Source organism: Streptomyces gilvus (assembly GCF_022513565.1).
GTDB lineage: Bacteria > Actinomycetota > Actinomycetes > Streptomycetales > Streptomycetaceae > Streptomyces > Streptomyces gilvus.
Genome location: NZ_JAKWBE010000005.1, coordinates 138,592 through 156,696, shown reverse-complemented (window position 1 = coordinate 156,696; position 18,105 = coordinate 138,592). Strand labels below are relative to the sequence as shown.

Annotated in this window: 16 protein-coding genes and 1 pseudogene; 8 read left to right on the top strand and 9 right to left on the bottom strand. The window is 72.8% G+C overall.

Features of this window, described 5'->3' with window-relative positions; genetic code table 11:
- Window positions 1-102 precede the first annotated feature (102 nt).
- From MKW14_RS10795 to MKW14_RS10785, 3 genes are read left to right on the top strand one after another with little or no spacing between them, the layout of a single operon-like run.
- Window positions 103-1,476 (top strand): extracellular solute-binding protein, encoded by a 1,374-nt coding sequence (locus MKW14_RS10795; protein ID WP_240861581.1) that lies wholly within the window; start codon window positions 103-105, stop codon window positions 1,474-1,476.
- Window positions 1,476-2,498, top strand: a complete 1,023-nt coding sequence (locus tag MKW14_RS10790; protein WP_240861576.1) for a carbohydrate ABC transporter permease — start codon at window positions 1,476-1,478, stop codon at window positions 2,496-2,498. The genes MKW14_RS10795 and MKW14_RS10790 overlap by 1 nt, the downstream gene beginning before the upstream one ends.
- On the top strand, window positions 2,495-3,373 hold the full coding sequence (locus MKW14_RS10785; RefSeq protein WP_240861572.1) for a carbohydrate ABC transporter permease: 879 nt from the start codon (window positions 2,495-2,497) through the stop codon (window positions 3,371-3,373). Before MKW14_RS10790 ends, MKW14_RS10785 begins: the two co-directional genes overlap by 4 nt.
- Here MKW14_RS10785 and MKW14_RS10780 read toward each other — a convergent pair.
- From MKW14_RS10780 to MKW14_RS10770, 3 genes and pseudogenes are all read right to left on the bottom strand, one after another.
- Window positions 3,337-5,601: a glycoside hydrolase family 3 N-terminal domain-containing protein gene (locus tag MKW14_RS10780; RefSeq protein WP_240861568.1), complete on the bottom strand. Its 2,265-nt coding sequence runs from the start codon at window positions 5,599-5,601 to the stop codon at window positions 3,337-3,339. The two genes, MKW14_RS10785 and MKW14_RS10780, sit on opposite strands and share 37 nt — an antisense overlap.
- Window positions 5,602-5,635: 34 nt before the next feature.
- The gene (locus MKW14_RS10775; RefSeq protein ID WP_240861835.1) at window positions 5,636-5,932 is read right to left on the bottom strand and encodes a hypothetical protein; all 297 of its coding nucleotides are present in this window, start codon (window positions 5,930-5,932) and stop codon (window positions 5,636-5,638) included.
- Between the two features lie 582 nt (window positions 5,933-6,514).
- A pseudogene (locus tag MKW14_RS10770) lies at window positions 6,515-7,129 on the bottom strand (BadF/BadG/BcrA/BcrD ATPase family protein); the annotation flags it as partial.
- Between the two features lie 8 nt (window positions 7,130-7,137).
- Here MKW14_RS10770 and MKW14_RS10765 point away from each other — a divergent pair.
- Window positions 7,138-8,439 carry a glycoside hydrolase 5 family protein gene (locus MKW14_RS10765; RefSeq protein WP_240861565.1) on the top strand — a complete coding sequence of 434 codons (1,302 nt, stop codon included), beginning with the start codon at window positions 7,138-7,140 and terminating at the stop codon, window positions 8,437-8,439.
- A gap of 10 nt (window positions 8,440-8,449) precedes the next feature.
- On the opposite strand, the gene nagZ is transcribed toward MKW14_RS10765, so the two are convergent.
- Complete coding sequence (gene nagZ / locus MKW14_RS10760; protein WP_240861561.1) at window positions 8,450-9,943, bottom strand: beta-N-acetylhexosaminidase; 1,494 nt, start codon at window positions 9,941-9,943, stop codon at window positions 8,450-8,452.
- A 364-nt stretch (window positions 9,944-10,307) separates the two neighbouring features.
- On the opposite strand from nagZ, the gene MKW14_RS10755 reads away from it, so the two are divergent.
- A complete protein-coding gene (locus MKW14_RS10755; protein WP_240861558.1) occupies window positions 10,308-11,480 on the top strand; it encodes a lysylphosphatidylglycerol synthase domain-containing protein in 1,173 nt (390 codons plus the stop codon).
- A gap of 151 nt (window positions 11,481-11,631) precedes the next feature.
- Here the strand turns inward: MKW14_RS10755 and MKW14_RS10750 are convergent, their stop codons facing one another.
- From MKW14_RS10750 to MKW14_RS10730, 5 genes are all read right to left on the bottom strand, one after another.
- Window positions 11,632-12,381, bottom strand: a complete 750-nt coding sequence (locus MKW14_RS10750) for a YqjF family protein (RefSeq protein ID WP_240861555.1) — start codon at window positions 12,379-12,381, stop codon at window positions 11,632-11,634.
- A gap of 57 nt (window positions 12,382-12,438) precedes the next feature.
- Window positions 12,439-12,846, bottom strand: a complete 408-nt coding sequence (gene msrB, locus MKW14_RS10745; RefSeq protein ID WP_240861553.1) for a peptide-methionine (R)-S-oxide reductase MsrB — start codon at window positions 12,844-12,846, stop codon at window positions 12,439-12,441.
- Between the two features lie 13 nt (window positions 12,847-12,859).
- Complete coding sequence (murC, locus tag MKW14_RS10740) at window positions 12,860-14,248, bottom strand: UDP-N-acetylmuramate--L-alanine ligase (RefSeq protein ID WP_240861549.1); 1,389 nt, start codon at window positions 14,246-14,248, stop codon at window positions 12,860-12,862.
- Window positions 14,249-14,331: 83 nt separating this feature from the next.
- On the bottom strand, window positions 14,332-14,805 hold the full coding sequence (locus MKW14_RS10735; protein WP_240861546.1) for an indole-3-glycerol phosphate synthase: 474 nt from the start codon (window positions 14,803-14,805) through the stop codon (window positions 14,332-14,334).
- Window positions 14,806-14,937: 132 nt separating this feature from the next.
- On the bottom strand, window positions 14,938-15,744 hold the full coding sequence (locus MKW14_RS10730) for a pyrimidine reductase family protein (RefSeq protein ID WP_240861545.1): 807 nt from the start codon (window positions 15,742-15,744) through the stop codon (window positions 14,938-14,940).
- 37 nt (window positions 15,745-15,781) lie between these two features.
- Here MKW14_RS10730 and zapE point away from each other — a divergent pair, with 37 nt between their 5' ends.
- The 3 genes from zapE (at window position 15,782) to MKW14_RS10715 (ending at window position 18,102) form a co-directional block, all read left to right on the top strand.
- Window positions 15,782-16,888, top strand: a complete 1,107-nt coding sequence (gene zapE / locus MKW14_RS10725; RefSeq protein WP_240861542.1) for a cell division protein ZapE — start codon at window positions 15,782-15,784, stop codon at window positions 16,886-16,888.
- 154 nt (window positions 16,889-17,042) lie between these two features.
- A complete protein-coding gene (locus MKW14_RS10720) occupies window positions 17,043-17,435 on the top strand; it encodes a hypothetical protein (protein ID WP_240861540.1) in 393 nt (130 codons plus the stop codon).
- Between the two features lie 88 nt (window positions 17,436-17,523).
- Window positions 17,524-18,102 (top strand): carbonic anhydrase, encoded by a 579-nt coding sequence (locus MKW14_RS10715; protein WP_240861537.1) that lies wholly within the window; start codon window positions 17,524-17,526, stop codon window positions 18,100-18,102.
- The last annotated feature ends 3 nt before the right edge of the window (window positions 18,103-18,105 follow it).

Here is an 18,105-nt window from a genome sequence, read left to right as displayed (position 1 = left end):
CAACCCATTGACCTCCGATGAATTCTGGTCCACCTTTTCATCAATCGGAGTCGAAGTTGGTTGATTGAACCAGCCACCGCGGCTGGTCCCAGGAGGGTGGACATGCGCGCTGGAAGACTCACCGCATCCGTGGCGGGAATCATCGCCCTGACGCTGACGGCCGCCGGCTGCGGCCTCTCCGGCGGCTCCTCCGGGGGTGACTCCACCGCCGGGGGCTGCAAGGTCGACAAGGGCAACGTCGGGTCCGGGAAGCTGACGGGTGACGTCAAGGGCCGGATCACCTTCCAGACGACCAACCTGAAGAAAGACTTCGGGAAGTTCTTCAACGGAGTGATCGCGTCCTTCGAGAAGGCCCACCCCGGAGCCGAGGTCAAGTGGATCGACGACCCGGGCGACAACACCTTCACCCAGCGCACGGTCGCCGACGCGCAGGCCTGCACGTTGCCGGACGTCATCAACGTCAACGCCCCGACCGCGACCGCCCTCACCAAGGCCGGCTACCTGATGAACCTGGGCGTGAAGGACCCGGGGGCCGCGGGGCCGTTCGTCCCCTCCTTCTGGAAGTCGGCCACCTTCGAGGACGCCTCCGGCAAGGCGATCCACACCACGCTCCCCTGGTACACCGGCGGTGTCCTGCTGACGTACAACAAGGACCTGCTGGACCAGGCCGGCATCGACCCGGCCAAGCCGCCGACGACGATCTTCGGGCTGTTCGCCGACTACGAGAAGATCGCCAAGGCGGCCAAGGGCACGTACTACGCGACGATGGCGAACCCGATCTGGCGCATCCCCGCCGACTGGGACCAGATGAACATCAAGACGCTCTCCGCCGACGGCAAGTCCGCGGTCTTCGCCGACGACCCGAGGACCACCCAGTGGGTGGCCTGGATGGCGAAGCTGTACAAGGAGGGCGCGATGCCGAAGGACTCGCTGTCCTCCAGCAACGACCCGTCCACGCTCTACAGCCAGGGCAAGGTGGCGTACGGCTCGACGAACCCGAGCTTCGTCAGGTTCGTGAAGCAGAACAGCCCCTCCGTCTACGCGAAGACGGCCGTCGGCCAGCAGCCCTACGACGCACTCGGCCGCGCCTCCGCCGGCGCCCCGCAGTACATATCGGTCGCCGCGACCAGCAAGCACGCGCCGGTGGCGCTGTCCTTCGCGGAGTACCTCACCAACGCCCAGAACCAGACGGCCTGGTGCAAGGACCCGGACGTCGTCATCTTCCCGACGACGACCGCCTCGCTCGACGACCCGTTCTTCCAGAACGTGACCGGCAGTGATCCCTTCTCCCAGGCGCGCAAGCTCGTCGCCGACCAGCTCAAGACGGCCGACACCAACCAGACCAACCTCTCCCCGGCCGTGCAGAACGCGATCGTGGGGCAGGTGCAGCTGGCCATGCAGGGCAAGAAGAGCCCCGCGCAGGCCGTCAAGGACGCGCAGGCCAAGGCCGACGAGCTGCTGAAGCAGGCGGGTTGATGGTGGCGACCCAGACCGCGAAGCCGGTGTCCGTGTCCGGCGCGGAGGGCATCGCCCCCGCGCCGGGCACGGCCCCGTCCCGTGCCCGGCGCGTCATGAGGGCCGTGCTGCCCGGCCCCGCCGCGGGCGCCAACGGAGCGGCCCTGTACCGGCGTTGGTGGCTGCCCTGGCTGTGGACCGCCCCGGCGATCGGCTGCGCGGTCGTCTTCGGCGTGTTCCCGTTCCTCAACACCGTCGTCCTGTCGTTCACGAACGCCAAGCCGCTGGGCGGGGCGGCGAGCTTCGTCGGGCTGGACAACTACCGCCGGATGCTGGGCGACTCGGACTTCTGGCTGGCGACCCGCAACAGCGTCCTGTACGCCGTGATCGTCGTCCCGCTGATGGTGTTCCTGCCGCTGATGCTGGCCGTCCTGGTGGAGAGGAACCTCCCCGGCATCGGGTTCTTCCGCTCCGCCTTCTACACGCCCGTCCTCGCCTCCAGCGTGGTCGTGGGCCTGAGCTGGCAGTGGCTGCTGGCGGACGACGGACTGGTCAACACCTGGCTGCAGAAGGCCCACTTGATCAAGTCGGCCATCCCGTTTCTGTCGGACTCCTGGCTGATCCTGCTGTCGGCGATGGGCCTCACGCTGTGGAAGGGCCTCGGCTGGTACATGATCTTCTACCTGGCCGCCCTCGGGAACGTCCCCAAGGAGCTGCACGAGGCGGCGCAGATGGACGGCGCGGGCACGGTCCGCCGCTTCTGGCACATCACCGTGCCGGGCGTGCGGCAGGCCATGATGCTGGTCGGCACGCTCACCGGCATCGGCTGCCTCAGGGTCTTCACCGAGATCTTCATGCTGGGCAGTTCCACCGGCGGCCCCGGCGGCGCCGACCGCACCCTGCCGTTCTACATCCGCGACGTCGGCCTGGACCCGATCACCGGCAACGCCGGCTACGGCTCCGCGGTCAGCGTCGCCCTGTTCGTGCTGACCCTCGGCCTGACCCTGCTGGCGCAGCGCCTGACGAAGGAGGACGAGGCATGACGACCGCCCTCGACAAGCCCCGGCGCCTTGTGCCCCGCTGGCGGGACTACGGCCGTCCCCGTGAACTGGTCGTCCGCTACCTGCTGTTGCTGCTCGTGCTGGGCATCACGGTCGGTCCGCTGCTGTGGCAGTTCCTGGCCTCGCTGAAGGGCGTGGGCGAGGACGTGTTCGGCGCGAACGCCTCCCTCCTGCCCCACCATCCCACCCTGCGTGCCTACCGCGAGGTCTTCGACCAGGTCCCGGTGGCGACGTACATCCGCAACAGCCTGATCGTGGTGGCCTTGTCCGTCACGAGCCAGCTGGTGTTCTCCACCACGGCCGGCTACATGCTCTCCAAGCCCGGCTGGAAGGGCCGCAAGGCGGTCTGGGTGGTGCTGGTCGCCTCCATGATGTTCCCCTTCGAGTCGATCATGGTGTCGCTGTTCCTGAGCATCCGGGACCTGGGCCTGGTCGACAACCTGGCGGGCGTCTGGCTGCCCGGCTTCGTCGGCGCCATCAACGTCCTGCTGATGCGCGGCGCGTTCCTCGCGGTCCCGCGCGAGATCGAGGACTCGGCGATGCTGGACGGGGCCAACGAGTGGCAGCGCTTCCGCCACCTCTACCTCCCCTCCGCCTGGGGCGCGATCATGGTGGTCACCATCAACACCTTCATCAGCGCCTGGGACGACTTCCTGTGGCCGCTGATCGTGCTGCGCTCCGAGAGCCACATGACGCTGACGCTGGGCCTGTCCCGGCTGCAGAGCTCGTCCTTCGGTTACGACCAGCGGGTGGTGATGGCCGGCTCGGTGATCTCGGTCGTCCCGGTGCTGGTGCTGTTCGTGATCACCCAGCGCTGGTTCTACCGGGGAGTGGCGGCGGGCGCCGTCAAGCTCTGACCCGGGGCGCCGAGCGCTTCCCGGGCGGATGCCGCGACCCTGATCTCGGCCGTGCCGGTGAGCTCCGGGATGGGCAGGGCGAGGGTGCGGCACTCGCCCGGCTCCAGGCCGACACCCTCGAACGCGCACAGTTCGAGGGTGCGCGGCCAGGTGGCGGTGACCAGCCGGCGGAGATACACCTGGACCGTGGAACGCCCGTACCGCGGCCCGGTGTTGGTGACGTCGACCTCGACGGTGCGCCCCGTGACGCGCGGGGTGCCGTAGTCGAAACTCGTGTACGACAGCCCGTGCCCGAAGGAGTAGCGCGGCTCGGCGCTCTCGTCGGCGTAACCGCCGTACTCGGTGTCCTTGTGGTTGTAGTAGACGGGCAGTTGGGCCACCGAGCGGGGCACGGAGAGCGGCAGGCGACCCCTCGGGTCCGTCAGCCCGAGCAGCACCTCGGCGATCGCGTCACCGCCCCACGGCCCGGGGTACCAGGCGGTGAGCAGGGCGGCGGCGGTGTCCGGCACGAGGTGGGGGCGCCCCTGGACCAGCACGACCGCGGTCGGTGTGCCCGTCGCCACGACGGCGTCCAGCAGCGCGTACTGCGCCTCCCCCAGCCGTAGCCCGGCGAGGTCGACGCCCTCGCCGCAGGTCATCTCGGACGTGGCCGGGAGAGCGGCCCCGTTGGCGTCGAACTCGGTCTCGGGCGCGCGTGCGCTGCTGCCGCCCAGCACCAGCACGGCGAGGTCGGACGCGGCGGCCTCGGCGATCGCGGCCGGGATGCCCGAGAGATCGGCGCCGGTGAGGGAGCAGCCGGGGGCGTGGCGGACGTCGAGGCCGGCGGGGGCGAGCCGGCGCAGGGCGTCGAGGACGCTGCTGCCGGTGCCGGGGCGTTGCGGGGCCGTGTAGTCGCCCAACTGGTGGGCGGTGGTGGCGGCTTGGGGGCCGAGCACGGCGATCCGGGAGACGCTCGCGGCGACGGGCAGCACGCCGTCGTTGCGCAGCAGGGTGACGGCGGCCCGGGCGACCTCCCTGCTCAGCTCCTCGCCTCCGGCCGGCATCCGGGCCGTGGTGTACGGCGTTTCGAAGAGGCCCAGCCGGAACTTCAGGCGCAGCACACGGGCGACGGCCCGGTCGAGGGTCTCCTCGCGCACCAGACCGCGCTCGACCGCCTCCTCCAGCAGCGTGAAGCCCCGGTCCCAAAGGCTCAGATCCACCCCGGAGTCAAGGGCCAGAGCGCCGGCGGAGACATGGTCGCCGGTGATCCGGGCGAGCCGGTCGACGGCGAGCCCGTCCGCCATGACCAGCCCCTGGAACCCCCAGTCCTCCCTGAGGAGTTGGGTCAGCAGCCACCGGTTGCCCGAACACGGCATGCCGTCGACCTCGTTGTAGGCGGCCATGACGGCGGCGGCTCCGGCACGGACACCCGCGCGGGCGGCGGGGAGGTGGATCTCGTGCAGCTCCCGCAGGCCCAGCTGGGACTCGGCGGAGTTGCGGCCGCCGACGGTGGCGCCCTGGCCGGCGAAGTGCTTGAGGACGACGGGGGCCTTGTCCGCGGCGAAGCACTCGGCGGGATCTCCCTGCATGCCGTGCACCAGCGCCTCGGTGAGGCGGGCGGCGAGGTGGGGGTCCTCACCGAAGCACTCCTCGGTACGGCCCCAGCGGGGGTCGCGGGAGATGTCCAGCGCGGAGACCAGGGCCACGTGGCCGCCGCGGGCACGCAGTTCGGCGGCGGCGTGGGCGGCGGCTCGCTCGTACAGGGCGGGGTCCCAGGTGGCGCCGACGGCGAGGTTGACGGGGAGGACGGTGCCGTCGAGGGCCATGTGGCCGTGCGGGACCTCCTCGACGAACAGGGCGGGGATGCCGAGGCGGCTGCGCTCGACGACGTGCCGCTGCACCAGCTCGGCGAGACGGGCGCTGTCCTCGGCTCCGGGCCCGCTGCCGTACCCGACCCCGGACCAGGCGTCGGCCCGCATCAGCCCGTAGAGGGCCCCGAGCCCCTCGAAGCGGTCGGTCTCGGCGTACAGGGCGTCGGTGAGCTCATGACCGCCGTCGGGGGAACGGCGGTACGCGTCCCATCCGTACATCCGCTGATTGACCTGCCCGACCTTCTCCCGGAGGGTCATCCGGGCGAGGAGGTCCTGGACACGGGCGTCGAGGGGGGCGGAGGGGTCGCGGTAGAGGGGGTGGGCGACGGTCCGGCTCAGGGGTTCGGCGCGGGTGGCCGCGGGGTCCGGGGTCGGCATGCGGCCGGTCCTTTCGAGGGTGGAGTCGGGGGATTCAGACGAGGAGACGGGCCAGGGCGACCGCGCCGCGGCAGCCGTCGGGGACCCAGTCGAGGGTGAGGCCGAGGGCGTGCAGGCGTGCGGTGAGAGGTTCGGTCAGGGGGCCTTCGGGTCCGAGCAGACCACCGGTGGCGACGACCCGCTCCCCCGGCCGCGGATCCAACGCGCTCACGGTGACCACCAGTTGATCGACGGCCCCCTCGAGAATCGCCTCGGCCACGGCATCCTTCCCCCGCGCAGCCTCGACGACCAGCGGAGCGAGCCGGGCGAGCCGAATGGGGGGCTCGGCCATGACGGCGGGCAGCAGCTGCCTACGGAAGGCCTCACGGCCGGCACGGGACCAAGCAAGCCCGGGGCCTCCACCCCGCACACCCGAAGGCCCGCCCCCCGCACTGATATCCGCGCCCCGCACACCCGAAGCCCCGCCCCCTGCGCCCGCGGCCTCACCGCGAGCCGAGGAACCCCCGCCGGCGCCCGCGGCCTCACCGCGAGCCGACGAACCCCCGCCAGCGCCCGCAGCCCCTCCGCGAGCCGACGAGCCCCCGCCAGCGCCCGCAGCCCCTCCGCGAGCCGACGAGCCCCCGCCAGCATCCGCAGCCCCTCCGCGAGCCGACGAACCCCCGCCAGCATCCGCAGCCCCTCCGCGAGCCGACGAACCCCCGCCAGCATCCGCAGCCCCTCCGCGAGCCGACGAACCCCCGCTAGCGCCCGCAGCCCCTCCGCGAGCCGACGAACCCCCGCCAGCGCCCGCAGCCCCAACCCGCAGACTGCCGCCGCCGAGACCCCCGCTCGCCGCGCCGCCCCCCTCCCCCGGGAGCACATCCCCCGGTACCCCCAGTGCCCGGCCCACCGCCAGCGTCAGTGTTGTCGCGCCGCCCCTCCCGTCGGCCATTCGCAACGCGGCGCGTACCGCCTCTCGGCCGATCCAGAAGCCACTGCCCTCGTCGCCGAGGAGCCAGCCGTCGCCGTCGACCGTGGTGGTGGCGTGGCGGTCGGTGATGCGCATGGCGACCGCGCCGGTGCCGGCGACGAGGGCGAGCCCGTCGGCCGGGGCGCCGGGCGCCGAGGCGAAGGCGGCCTCGATGTCACTGCTGACGGCGAGCCTGCCCGTACCGATGCCGACCTCGCGGAGCGCGGCGGTGAGGGCGGTCAGGGCGTTGACCCGCCCCGGGTCGGCCTCGTCGGACCCGGTCGCCCCCGCGAACCCGCCCGCCACGGCGACGACCCGCCCCCGCGCGGCTTCCGGCACCGCACGGGCCACGGCCTCGGCGAGATGCGCGGTCAGTCGCGCCGGCGGCACGGTGAGGGCGTTCCCCGGCCCGCCGGCCCCCTCCCCGAGCAGCCGCCCGTCGTCCGCGGCGGCGAGGACGGCCCGCGTCCGCGTACCGCCCGCGTCCAGCCCGACGACCAGCGCCGCCTCCGCCGCGACGGGCCCCGGAGCCGGCCCCGGCCCCGTCTCACCGAAAGCTTGGTTCAAATCGCTATTCATTACCGACCATGGTGGTTGATACATTCAGCGAGGACAAGCCCCGTCCCACGGACGAGTCCCGCACCGGGGACCGGCCCCGCCCCGAGGAGGATCCCATCCCCGCACTCCGCTTCGGCGTCAACTACACGCCCCGCCGCGGCTGGTTCCACTCCTGGTACGACTTCGACCCGGACCACGCCCGCGAGGACCTGGCCCAGATAGCCGGCCTCGGCCTGGACCACGTCCGCGTCTTCCACCTGTGGCCGCTGCTCCAGCCCAACCGCAGGCTCATCCGCACGGCCGCCGTCGACCAGCTGGTGCGGCTCGTGGACCTCGCGGCCGAGGCCGGTCTGGACGTCATGGTCGACGGCGTGCAGGGACACCTGTCGAGCTTCGACTTCTACCCGGAGTGGACCCGCAGCTGGCACCACCGCAACGTCTTCACCGACCCGGAGGCGGTCGAGGCGCAGGCCGAACTCCTGCGCACCCTCGGCCGCGCCCTCGCCGACCGCCCGAACCTCCTCGGCCTCCAGCTCGGCAACGAGCTCAACAACCTGGTCGAGCACAACCCGGTGACGGCCGAGGAGGTCGACCGCTACCTCGACACGCTGCTGACGGCGGCCCGGGAGGGCCTGGGTCCCGGGCGGCTCACCACCCACTCCGCCTACGATGCCGCCTGGTACGGCGACGACCACCCCTTCACGCCTCAGGCCTCGGCCCGCAAGGGCGACCTGACGACCGTCCACCCCTGGGTGTTCTCCGCGAACTGCGCGGGCCGGTACGGCTCCGGCTCCTTCGAGGTGCTGCATCTCGCCGAGTACGGCACGGAGCTGGCCAAGGCGTACGCCGAGGATCCGTCCCGCCCGGTGTGGGTCCAGGAGACGGGCGCCCCCGAGCCGCACATCCCGGCCGCCGACGCCCCGCACTTCGCCCGCGCCACCGTGCTCAACGCGGCCGGGTGCACGGACCTGTGGGGCGTGACCTGGTGGTGCTCGCACGACGTGGACCGGTCCCTGGCCGACTATCCGGAACTGGAGTACACCCTGGGCCTGTTCGACTCGGCGGGCCGGCCGAAGCCGATCGCCGAGGCCCTGGCGGAGACGGTCGCGGACCTGCGCGCCCAGCCCCCGTCCCCCCAAGCGCGCACCACCGCCCTGGTGTTGGACTGCACGCCCGCCACCCGTTCCGTCTCCGGTCCGGGAGGCGCGTACTTCGAGGCATGGATGCGGCTGCGCGCGCAGGGCGAGCGCCCGGCCGTGATCCTGGCCGAACGGGCCCACGATCCCGCGTACCTGGCGGCACGCGGGATCGTGAGGACCGTACGGCCGTAGCCGCCCGGCCTCAGCACTCGGCGGCCAGCACCTCCGCGACCGCCCGCAGATTGACCCGGCCCCGTCCGTACGAGAGGACGTCCCCGCCCTCCGGCAGCCCGGTGTCCACGCGTACCGCGTCCGGGCGCCGGGTCAGCAGGGCGTCGCGGAGCCGGGCCTGCCAGGGGTGCAGTCCGGCGTCGCAGGTGGCCACGACCAGCGGGGCGCCCCGGGACACGCGCAGGATGCCGTCGGCGAGGGCGGCGGGGTCGCTGGGCTCGCCGCTGACGGCCGTACCGCAGGCGGTGGGGTCGAGGGCGCGCACCTCGGTGAGCAGGTCCTCGCCGCCCCAGTTGAGGGCGGGGTGCGGGGGCGGGAAGAGGTCGACGACATGGGCGCCGCGCACGGGTGCCGGCACGGGCCGGGCGTGCACCGCGCGGCGGGCCGCCTCGAGCCCGGCCCCGGAGTCCCAGCTCGCGACCGGCCCGGCGCCGGGGGCCGCGTAGCGCTCGGCGAGCCGCCGTACCCGCCCGGCCGCCTCCCAGACCCGCTCCTCGGACAGCCGCCGGGAGTGCAGGGCGTCCAGGACCTCGTCCCGGCAGGCGAGCGTGACCTCCAGGTCCGGTACGGCGACGATGACCTGGTCGGCCCCCGCGGCGAGCGCGATACGGGCGCCGGCGGCCTCGCCGTAGCGTCCCGCGATGGCCTTCATCTCCAGGGCGTCACTGACCAGGACGCCTTCGAAACCGAGGTCCAGGCGGAGGACGTCGCCCAGGATGCGGCGGCTGAGAGTGGCGGGACGGTTCGCGTCCAGCGCCGGGTAGACGACGTGCGCGCTCATCAGCATCGGCACGCCGGCGGCGACGGCCGCGCGGAACGGTTCGAGGTCGGCGCGCAGTTCGTCACCCGGCCTCGGGTCCACGGCCAGGTCGTGGTGGCTGTCGGTCTCGGTGCCGCCGTGGCCGGGGAAGTGCTTGGCGCAGGAGGCGATGCCGCGGGCCTCGGTGGCGCCGATCCAGGCCCGCAGATGGCGGGCGGCCAGCTCGGGGTCGGCGCCGAAGGACCGGGTGCGCACGATCGGGTTCAGCGGCTGGTGCTGGAGGTCGGCGACCGGGGCGTACGAGGCGGTGATGCCGAGGGTGGCGAGGTGCCCGGCGAGGGCGTCGGCGCAGCGGGCGGTGAGGTTCGGGTCGTCGACGACGCCGAGGGCGTAGCTGCCGGGGACCTCGGGGGCGCCGGCGGCGACCAGGTGGCCGATGCCGCCGCCCTCGTTGTCGATGGCCACCAGCAGGTCGGGGCGGATCGCGCGCAGCGCGTTGGTCAGCTCGCGGACCTGCTCGGCGTCGCGGACGTTGCGGGTGAACAGGATGACGCCGCCGAGACCGCGGTCGATCAGGCGCTTGAGGGTGTCGGGGAAGGTCGTGGTGCCCTCGAAGCCGGCGACGAGACAGCGGTGGACGGCCTCGTCCAGGTCGGAGGAGACGGGAGACGGGGGCTGGGTCTCGCGGACGTGCGGGGAGGTCACCTCTGGAATTCTTCTGACTCGCTCAGCCGGAAGTCAACCCTTTGCTGGATGATTGATTCATCTACGCCGTGTGCTGTCGCGCACATCACCGCAGGTCGGCGCCGAGGACAACGTGCGCAGCGGGTTTCGCCGCCACGGACGGGTGGCAGAGATAGAGCCTGGGAGGTCGACGGAAGCCCCCATGGCCGGAAAGCGGCCACGTCTGCCCCGTCGTCCACCCGCCCCCGCCCCTTCCGCTCCCGGACACCATGGCGTCACACCGGACGGGAACGGTTCCGGCGTCCCCTCCTGCCTCGCCCCGCACCCGTCACGCCCGCGCTCCGCACCCGGCCGCCGGACGTGCCGTGAAAGGACGACGTGCGCCGTGTCCCTGCTCCCGCTCGACGCCACCACCGAGACGGCACCGGCCCTGTGCCCCGCCGTACCGTCCCCCGCGGCCACGCCCGCGACGCTCACCCCGGCCACCCCGGCCACCCCGGCCGGTTCCCCGCCGGCCTGCGCGGCCCCGACCGCGCGCCGCCCCGCCCTCACCGCGGCCGTGTCGGCCCTCCTGCGGCCGCCCTCCGCGGACGAGTCCACGGACTCCCCCGCTCGCCGCCGTCCACTCGCCACCATTACCCGGCGTGCCCTCGTCCTCCTCCCCCTGCTGCTGATCGCCGTCTGGGCGGTCGTCGACTGGCGGACGCTGCGGGACGGGACCGCGCGACTCGGCTCCGCCGACCCGGGATGGCTGCTGGTGGCGTTCTTCTTCACCTGCCTGTGCTGGCTCTCCTCTGCCTGCGTACGGCAGGGCGCCCTGCCCGAGCGGCTGCCGCCCGGGCTGCTGATCGCCTCGCAGTTCGCGGCCGGCGCCGCCAACCACGTGCTGCCGGCGAGTCTCGGCGCACACGCCGTCACCCTGCGCTTCCTGGTGCGTCGCGGCATCCCGTTCGCCCGCGCCACCGCCTCCCTCGCCCTGTACTCCCTGGTCCGGCCGATCGCGAAGACCGCGGTGCTGCTCGTCTTCCTGCTCGCCTTCCCCGATCTGCTGGGCCTCGACGGGCTCGCCCCGGACGGGCGGACGCTGCTGATGATCGTCGCCGGCGCCACCGCCGGCCTCGCCGTCACCGGCGTCCTCGTCACGACCGTACGACCGCTGCGCCGACCGCTGCTGAACGGCGTGCGCTCCGCCCTGACCGACGTACGGCTGCTGCACAGCCGCCCGTCGCGGGTGCTCGCCCTGTGGGGCGGGGCGGCCGCCGCGCCGCTGCTCCAGGCGAGCGTGATCCACGCGGTCGGCGCCTCGCTGGGGCTGACGCTGTCCTGGGCGCAGGTCGCGTTCGCGTTCCTCGCTGCCAGCAGCGCGGTCGGCGCGGTGCCCGCGCCGGGCGGCATCGGTCCGGTGGACGCGGCGATGGTGTTCACGCTGTCGGCGCTCGGCGCCCCGGTGGACCTGGCCGCGGCGACCCTGATCGGCTACCGCGTGCTGACGGTGTGGCTGCCGCTGCTGCCGGGCGCGCTGGTGCTGTCGGCGCTGGTGCAGCGAAAGGTGCTGTGAGCCGGGCGGGTTCCCGTCACTGGCCTTCGGCCCGCTCACGGCGTCGGGATGCCCGCCGGGCGGGCGGGTTCCCGTCACCGGCCTTCGGCCCGCTCACGGCGTCGGGATGCCCGCCGGGCGGGCGGGTTCCCGTCACCGGCCTTCGGCCCGCTCACGGCGTCGGGATGCCCGCCGGGCGGGCGGGCCGGCCGAAGCGGGCCGGGACGCCGGGTGAGTACAGCACGCTCACCGGCTCGCCCTCCGGCGCCGGCAGCCCCGCCGCGGCCACCAGGTCCTCCGCGCACTCCAGCAGCTCGGCCCGGTGCAGGGACCAGCGCGGGTGGGCGTTCGGCAGGTACATCGGCCGGCCGAAGAACGTGCCGTGCATACCCCAGCGCGCGGTGAGGAAGTGCTCCAACTGCGTCGGCTCCCCGATCCGTTCCCCCACCCGCACGGTGATGCGGCTGTGCGCGCCGCGCGGGCCGGGCCGGCGCCGGGTGCTGGTGTAGGACACGGTGTCGCCGTCGGCGCGGACACTCATCCGGGACCACACGTACGGCATACGGAACCCGATCCGCGCCACGGCCACCGGCAGCAGCCGGGAGGCGTCCAGCGACCGGAAGACCACGCCCCGCCGCCCGTGCCCGTCCACCGAGTACAGCCGCACGTTGGTCTCGGGGAAGGTCCCCAGACAGGGCACGCCCGGGAGCCGGAACCAGCCGACCCGGTGCATCCGGAACGCGACCAGCCCGACGTAGGTGACCCCGTCCAGGGTGTCCGGGACGGTCCCGGCGGGCAGCAGCGGGGCCACGTCGGCGGGGTCCGCGGCCCAGTGCAGAAACGCGAGGTCGAGCCAGGACTGGGTGAGCAGCGGACGCGCGATGCCGCCCGGCGCGTCGACGCTGATGGGCTCCGGTGGCACGCCGGTCACGGTACCCCGGCCGGCACCACGAGCCGGAACCCGTCGGCGGGTTCCGGCTCAGGCCTCGTCGGGCGTGAGCCGCAGGGAGATGCTGTTGATGCAGTACCGCTGGTCCGTCGGGGTCGGATACCCCTCACCCTCGAACACGTGCCCGAGGTGCGACCCGCAGCGGGCGCACCGCACCTCGGTGCGCACCATCCCGTGCGAGCGGTCCTCGATCAGCTCCACCGCGTCGGTGTCCTTCGGGTCGTAGAAGGACGGCCAGCCACAGTGGGACTCGAACTTGGTGGTGGAGGTGAACAGTTCGGCACCGCAGGCGCGGCAGGAGTAGACGCCCCTGGTCTTGGTGTCCGTGTACTCACCGGTGAAGGCCGGCTCCGTGGCGGCCTGCCGCAGGACCGCGTACTCGGCCGGAGTCAGCTCCGCACGCCACTGCTCGTCCGGCTTGTCGACGTCGTACGACATGAAGCTCAGCCCCTTAGTTCGCGAGACGGTCCAGGATGCGCGGGCCGAGGTCGGTGACGTCGCCCGCGCCCATGGTGAGAACGAGATCACCGGCCCTCGCCATTCCCGCGACCACGTCCGGCACCTCGGCCTTGTCGTGCACCGCCGTCACGTCGGCGCCCGCCGCCCGCGCGGCCTCGATGATCAGCTCGCTCGTCACACCGGGGACCGGGTCCTCGCGGGCCGGGTAGATGTCGAGGACCACGGAGGCGTCCGCGAGCGCGAGCGACTGTCCCATCTCCTTGCCGAGTTCCTGCGTCCGGGAGAACAGGTGCGGCTGGAAGACGACCAGGATCCGGGCCTCGCCCGCCGCGGCGCGCATCGCCTCCAGGTCGGCCGTCATCTCCGTCGGGTGGTGGGCGTAGGAGTCGATCACCTGCACGCCGGCCGCCTCGCCCTTGAGCTGCAGCCGCCGCTTGACCCCGGTGTACGCGGCGAGGGCGGACGCCAGCTCGGCGGCGGGGACGCCCAGCGCGACACCGGCGGCGAGGGCGGCGACCGCGTTGTGGGCGTAGTGCTTTCCGGGCACGGAGACGGTGAAGGTGAGCGGCGAGCCGTCCCGTTCGACGGTGACCTCGCTCTTCAGGCCCTGGGCGACGACGGAGAGGACCCGCACGTCGGCGTCCTCGGCCTCGCCGTACGTCACCGTCCGGACCGAGCCGGCCAGCCGACGGGTCAGCTCCCGGGCCCCCTCGTGGTCGGCGGAGATCACCAGGGTGCCGCCGGGCACGATCTTGCCGGCGAAGGTCTCGAAGGACTCGTAGATCTCGTCCATGGACGCGTAGTTGGCGTGGTGGTCGAGCTCCACGTTCAGCACGATCGCCACCTCGGGCGCGTACTTGTGGAAGCTGCGGTCCGATTCGTCCGCCTCCGCGACGAAGATCTCCCCCTCGCCGTGCAGGGCGTTGGAGCCGGGCGCGTCCAGGTCGCCGCCGATCGCGTACGAGGGGCGAAGGCCCAGCGCGGACAGCGAGACGGCCAGCATGGAGGTGGTGGTCGTCTTGCCGTGGGTGCCGGCCACGGCGATCGGCCGCAGCCCGTCCATCACGGCGGCGAGGGCGTCGGAGCGGTGGACGACCGGGACGCCCAGCTCCGCGGCGCGCACCAGCTCCGGGTTGTCCTTGCGGATCGCCGAGGAGACGACGACACAGCTGGCGTCGTCGGCGAGGTGCTCCGCCGCGTGCCCGATGTGCACGGTCACCCCGAGCGCGCGCAGGGCCGCCCCGGTCTCGGAGTCCTTGGCGTCGCTGCCCGCGACCTTCGCCCCGCGCTGGGCGAGGATCTTGGCGATCCCGGACATCCCGGCCCCGCCGATCCCGATGAAGTGCGGACGTTCCAGGGAGGCGGGGAGACCGGGTGCCATGCAAGTTCTCCAGTAGCGGTAGGTAGCGGTAGTACGCGGCAGTACGACGAAGCGACGGGGGTCAGCCTAGCCGGGGGCCTGCCTCAGACCTTGCTGTGGGAGAACAGCTTCAGGACCGGGACGCCCACCTTGTGGCGGGCCCGGGACGCCCAGTCGCGGTGGAAGAACTCCTCCACGTAGTGGGGGTCGGTCAGCACGATCACCTCGTCCGCGCCGATCTCCTCCACGAGGGACTTCAGCGCGTCCAGCGGATGGTCCTCGATCAGTCTGCCCTCCGCCGCGCTGCCGGCCGCCGTCAGCGCCTGCAGGGACACCGCCAGCGCCCGCTCCCCGAAGCTCTTCGCCTCCTCCCCCTCCGGGGTCAGCCCCTCGCGCGTGGCCTCGTCCAGCTCGCCGAGGGCGACGTCGTCGATGGCCCGCAGCAGGCGGTCGGCCTGGTCGCCGCGGGGCTGGAGCAGTACGTGGAAGGAGACCTCCTCCTCCCCGTGCAGGCCGGTGACGAACTCCACGTCTGCGGACGTCAGGGCCTTCTCGATCATCAGTACGCTTGTGAACACCGGGCGCCCCTTCTGCGGAAACCATCCTGCCCCGTGATCTCACGGGGACTGCGAGATTCAGTGTGCCCGCCGCGCGGTAAGCGGAACGGTAGATTCCGCCGTTTTCGGGACGGGCGTACCGCTGAACGATTTTCAAGTCCGCTGGTAGCGGCTGAACAGAAACCCCTCCTCCTCCAGCAGGGACGCCAGCGCGAACCGTTGCGGAATCGCGACCGACGGCCCCCCGGCGATCCGCTGGGCGTCCCCGGCGGTGAGCATCGGGGCCACGGTCAGACACAGCTCGTCCAGCACCCCCGCCGCCACCAACTGCCCCAGCAGCCGCGGCCCACCCTCGGTCAGCAGCCGTGTGTGACCGAGCTCACCGAGGGCCTGTACGGCACGGGCGGGCTCCACGCCGACGCCGTCCCCGGCGACCACCACCCGGGCGCCCGCCTTCTCCGCGGCCAGCACCCGGTCCGGGGCGGCCGCGGCACCGGTGAGGATCAGCGTCGGCACCTCGGGCGAGGCGAACAGGGGCAGCGAGAAGTCCAGGTCGAGCCCGGCGGTGACGACCGCGATCGCCGGCACCGGCGTCTGCCCGGCCGCCTCCCGCGCCGCCGCGAACTCCGCGCGCACCCGGGCGGGCCGGTACCCCTCCTGCCGTACCGTTTCGGCACCGACGACCACCACGTCCGCCAGCGCCCGCAGGGTGCCGAAGATCCGCATGTCGGTGGCGTTGGAGATGGGCTGCGACTTCCCGTCGTGCTGCGCGGCCCCGTCCAGTGTGGAGACCATGTTGGCCCGCAGCCACGGCACCCGCTGCCCCCCGGCGACGGGCTCCGGATAGGCGTAGGCGGCGGCGAGCCGGGCCGGGCTCCACTCACCGCCGTCCGGCTCACCGGGCCCCTGCCCGGAGGCGGTCGGCGCTGTCTGGTCGGTCACAGGGAACAGGCGTCGCATGCCGTGCAGTGTTCCACGACGCTTAGCATGGGTAACCGTGTCGTCCTCGCCTTCCGCTCCCGGCCTGCGTCCCACCACCGACGCGGCCCCGCTGTCCCTGTGCGCCCGCGCGCCGCACGTCCCCGCGGAACGGCTGGTGGCCGAGATGGTGCCCCCGCCACGCTTCGACTCGGTCCGCTTCAGCACCTACATACCGGACCCGAAGCAGCCCAGCCAGACCGAGGCGGTAGGGGTCCTGGAGGGCTTCGCGGCCGGTCTCGGCGGGGCGCACGCGGCGGGCGGCGGCAAGCGCGGCTTCTTCGGCTTCGGGAAGGCCAAGGCGCCCAAGACCCCCGCAGGACCCCGCGGTGTCTATCTCGACGGCGGTTACGGCGTCGGCAAGACCCATCTGCTCGCCTCCCTGTGGCACGCCACCCCGGCGGAGCCCGCGCTCAAGGCGTTCGGCACCTTCGTCGAGCTGACCAACCTGGTCGGCGCGCTGGGCTTCCAGCAGACGGTGAAGACGCTCTCCGGTCACCGTCTGCTGTGCATCGACGAGTTCGAGCTGGACGACCCCGGCGACACCGTCCTGGTGTCGACCCTGCTCGGCCGGCTGGTCGAGGCGGGCGTCGCGCTCGCCGCCACCTCCAACACCCTGCCCGGCAAGCTGGGCGAGGGCCGCTTCGCGGCGGCCGACTTCCTGCGCGAGATCCAGGGCCTGTCCGCCCACTTCCGGCCGCTGCGCATCGACGGCGAGGACTACCGCCACCGGGGTCTGCCCGAGGCTCCGGCGCCGTTCTCGGACGAGCAGGTGACCAGGGCGGCGCACGCCACCGAGGGCGCCTCCCTCGACGGCTTCCCGGGCCTCCTCGACCACCTCGCCAAGGTGCACCCCAGCCGCTACGGCGCGCTCACCGACGGCGTGCGGGCGGTCTGCCTCACCGACGTCCAGCCGGTACCGGACCAGGCGACGGCGCTGCGGCTGGTGGTGCTCGCGGACCGGCTCTACGACCGTGAAGTCCCGGTCGTGGCCTCGGGGTTGCCCTTCGACCGGCTGTTCAGCGAGGAGATGCTGAACGGCGGCTACCGCAAGAAGTACTTCCGGGCGATATCCCGCCTCACCGCGCTGGCCCGGGACGGCAAGACACTCGTCACCGCCGACTAGATCTCGCCAACCCACCGGCGCTATTCAGGCTGTCTTCAGCTCGAAACGTAAAGTTAACCCTGCAAACGTGATCACCGGGTTACCGTGTCTCTTGACCAGCCGTTGACCATCCCTTGGTCGAGACGAGAGACACGAAGAGCACGGAGGGGGGCGCATGTTCCGAGGTGCGACGGCCAGGACCGTCCTGGCCCTCTTCGCCGCCGCCCTGCTCGCCCTCCAGCTCTTCGCTCCGAACGCTTCCTTCGCAGCCGCGCACACGGCCCGTCATGCCGTGGCCAAGGACCTGCCCGGAACAAAGCCCTCCGGCAAGGCACTGCGTGACGAGTCCGCGACACACGGCGACTGCGGGCTCTCCGGGGACCCGACCGGCCCCCTGCGCACCCGCGACCGTCATGTCAACACCGCGTGCACGCCCGAGGACCCCGAGCGCCCCCTGCCGGGCCCGGACCCGGCGTCCGCCCGCGAACCGGTGGCGCCCCGCGCCCCGCATCCGTCGAGACCCTCGACATCGCGCTCCCCGGCGGCACTTCAGGTCTTCCGCTGCTGAGGGAGCCGAGCAGAAGAGCAGTTCCCCCACCCTGTTCCTGCCCACACCGACGTGCCCCCCACGGCGCGTCAGGAGGAGTCACCACATCATGCAGCCCCTCATCGACAACGCCCGTACGTTCGGACAGCGCCCTGAGGAGTTCGCCAAACTCGCCGAAGGCCAGTCCCCGCAGGTGCTGTTCATCACCTGCTCCGACTCCAGGGTCGTGCCGGCCCTGATCACCGGCGCCCGCCCGGGCGAGCTCTTCGAGCTGCGCACCGCGGGCAACATCGTGCCGCCGTACGCCTCCGAGCACCCCACCAGCGAGGCGTGCACCATCGAGTACGCCGTGGAGGTGCTCGGCGTCCGCGACATCGTGGTCTGCGGGCACTCGCACTGCGGCGCCGTCGGCGCCCTGGTGCGCGGCGACGACCTGGACGCCGTACCGGCCGTGCGCGACTGGCTCGCGCACGCCACCCCGCGCCCGACGGGGACGGTGGAGGACCCGACCGTGTCCGAGGGCGTGCAGAGCCACGTCCTGACGCAGCTGCTCAGGCTGCGCTCGTACCCGTACATCGACAAGAAGCTGAAGGACGGTCAACTGACGCTGCACGCCTGGTTCTACGAGGTCCACACCGGCGCCGTGCAGGCGCACGACCCGGCCGTCGACGTCTTCAAGGCCCTGTGAGCG

Excerpts from the sequence above, each read along its gene's own strand:
- MKW14_RS10795 (WP_240861581.1), top strand. The coding sequence starts at position 103 with ATGCGCGCTGGAAGACTCACCGCATCCGTGGCGGGAATCATCGCCCTG.
- MKW14_RS10790 (WP_240861576.1), top strand. The coding sequence starts at position 1,476 with ATGGTGGCGACCCAGACCGCGAAGCCGGTGTCCGTGTCCGGCGCGGAG.
- MKW14_RS10785 (WP_240861572.1), top strand. The coding sequence starts at position 2,495 with ATGACGACCGCCCTCGACAAGCCCCGGCGCCTTGTGCCCCGCTGGCGG.
- MKW14_RS10780 (WP_240861568.1), bottom strand. The coding sequence starts at position 5,601 with ATGCCGACCCCGGACCCCGCGGCCACCCGCGCCGAACCCCTGAGCCGG.
- MKW14_RS10775 (WP_240861835.1), bottom strand. The coding sequence starts at position 5,932 with ATGGCCGAGCCCCCCATTCGGCTCGCCCGGCTCGCTCCGCTGGTCGTC.
- MKW14_RS10765 (WP_240861565.1), top strand. The coding sequence starts at position 7,138 with ATGGTGGTTGATACATTCAGCGAGGACAAGCCCCGTCCCACGGACGAG.
- msrB (WP_240861553.1), bottom strand. The coding sequence starts at position 12,846 with ATGTCGTACGACGTCGACAAGCCGGACGAGCAGTGGCGTGCGGAGCTG.
- murC (WP_240861549.1), bottom strand. The coding sequence starts at position 14,248 with ATGGCACCCGGTCTCCCCGCCTCCCTGGAACGTCCGCACTTCATCGGG.
- MKW14_RS10730 (WP_240861545.1), bottom strand. The coding sequence starts at position 15,744 with ATGCGACGCCTGTTCCCTGTGACCGACCAGACAGCGCCGACCGCCTCC.
- MKW14_RS10720 (WP_240861540.1), top strand. The coding sequence starts at position 17,043 with ATGTTCCGAGGTGCGACGGCCAGGACCGTCCTGGCCCTCTTCGCCGCC.
- MKW14_RS10715 (WP_240861537.1), top strand. The coding sequence starts at position 17,524 with ATGCAGCCCCTCATCGACAACGCCCGTACGTTCGGACAGCGCCCTGAG.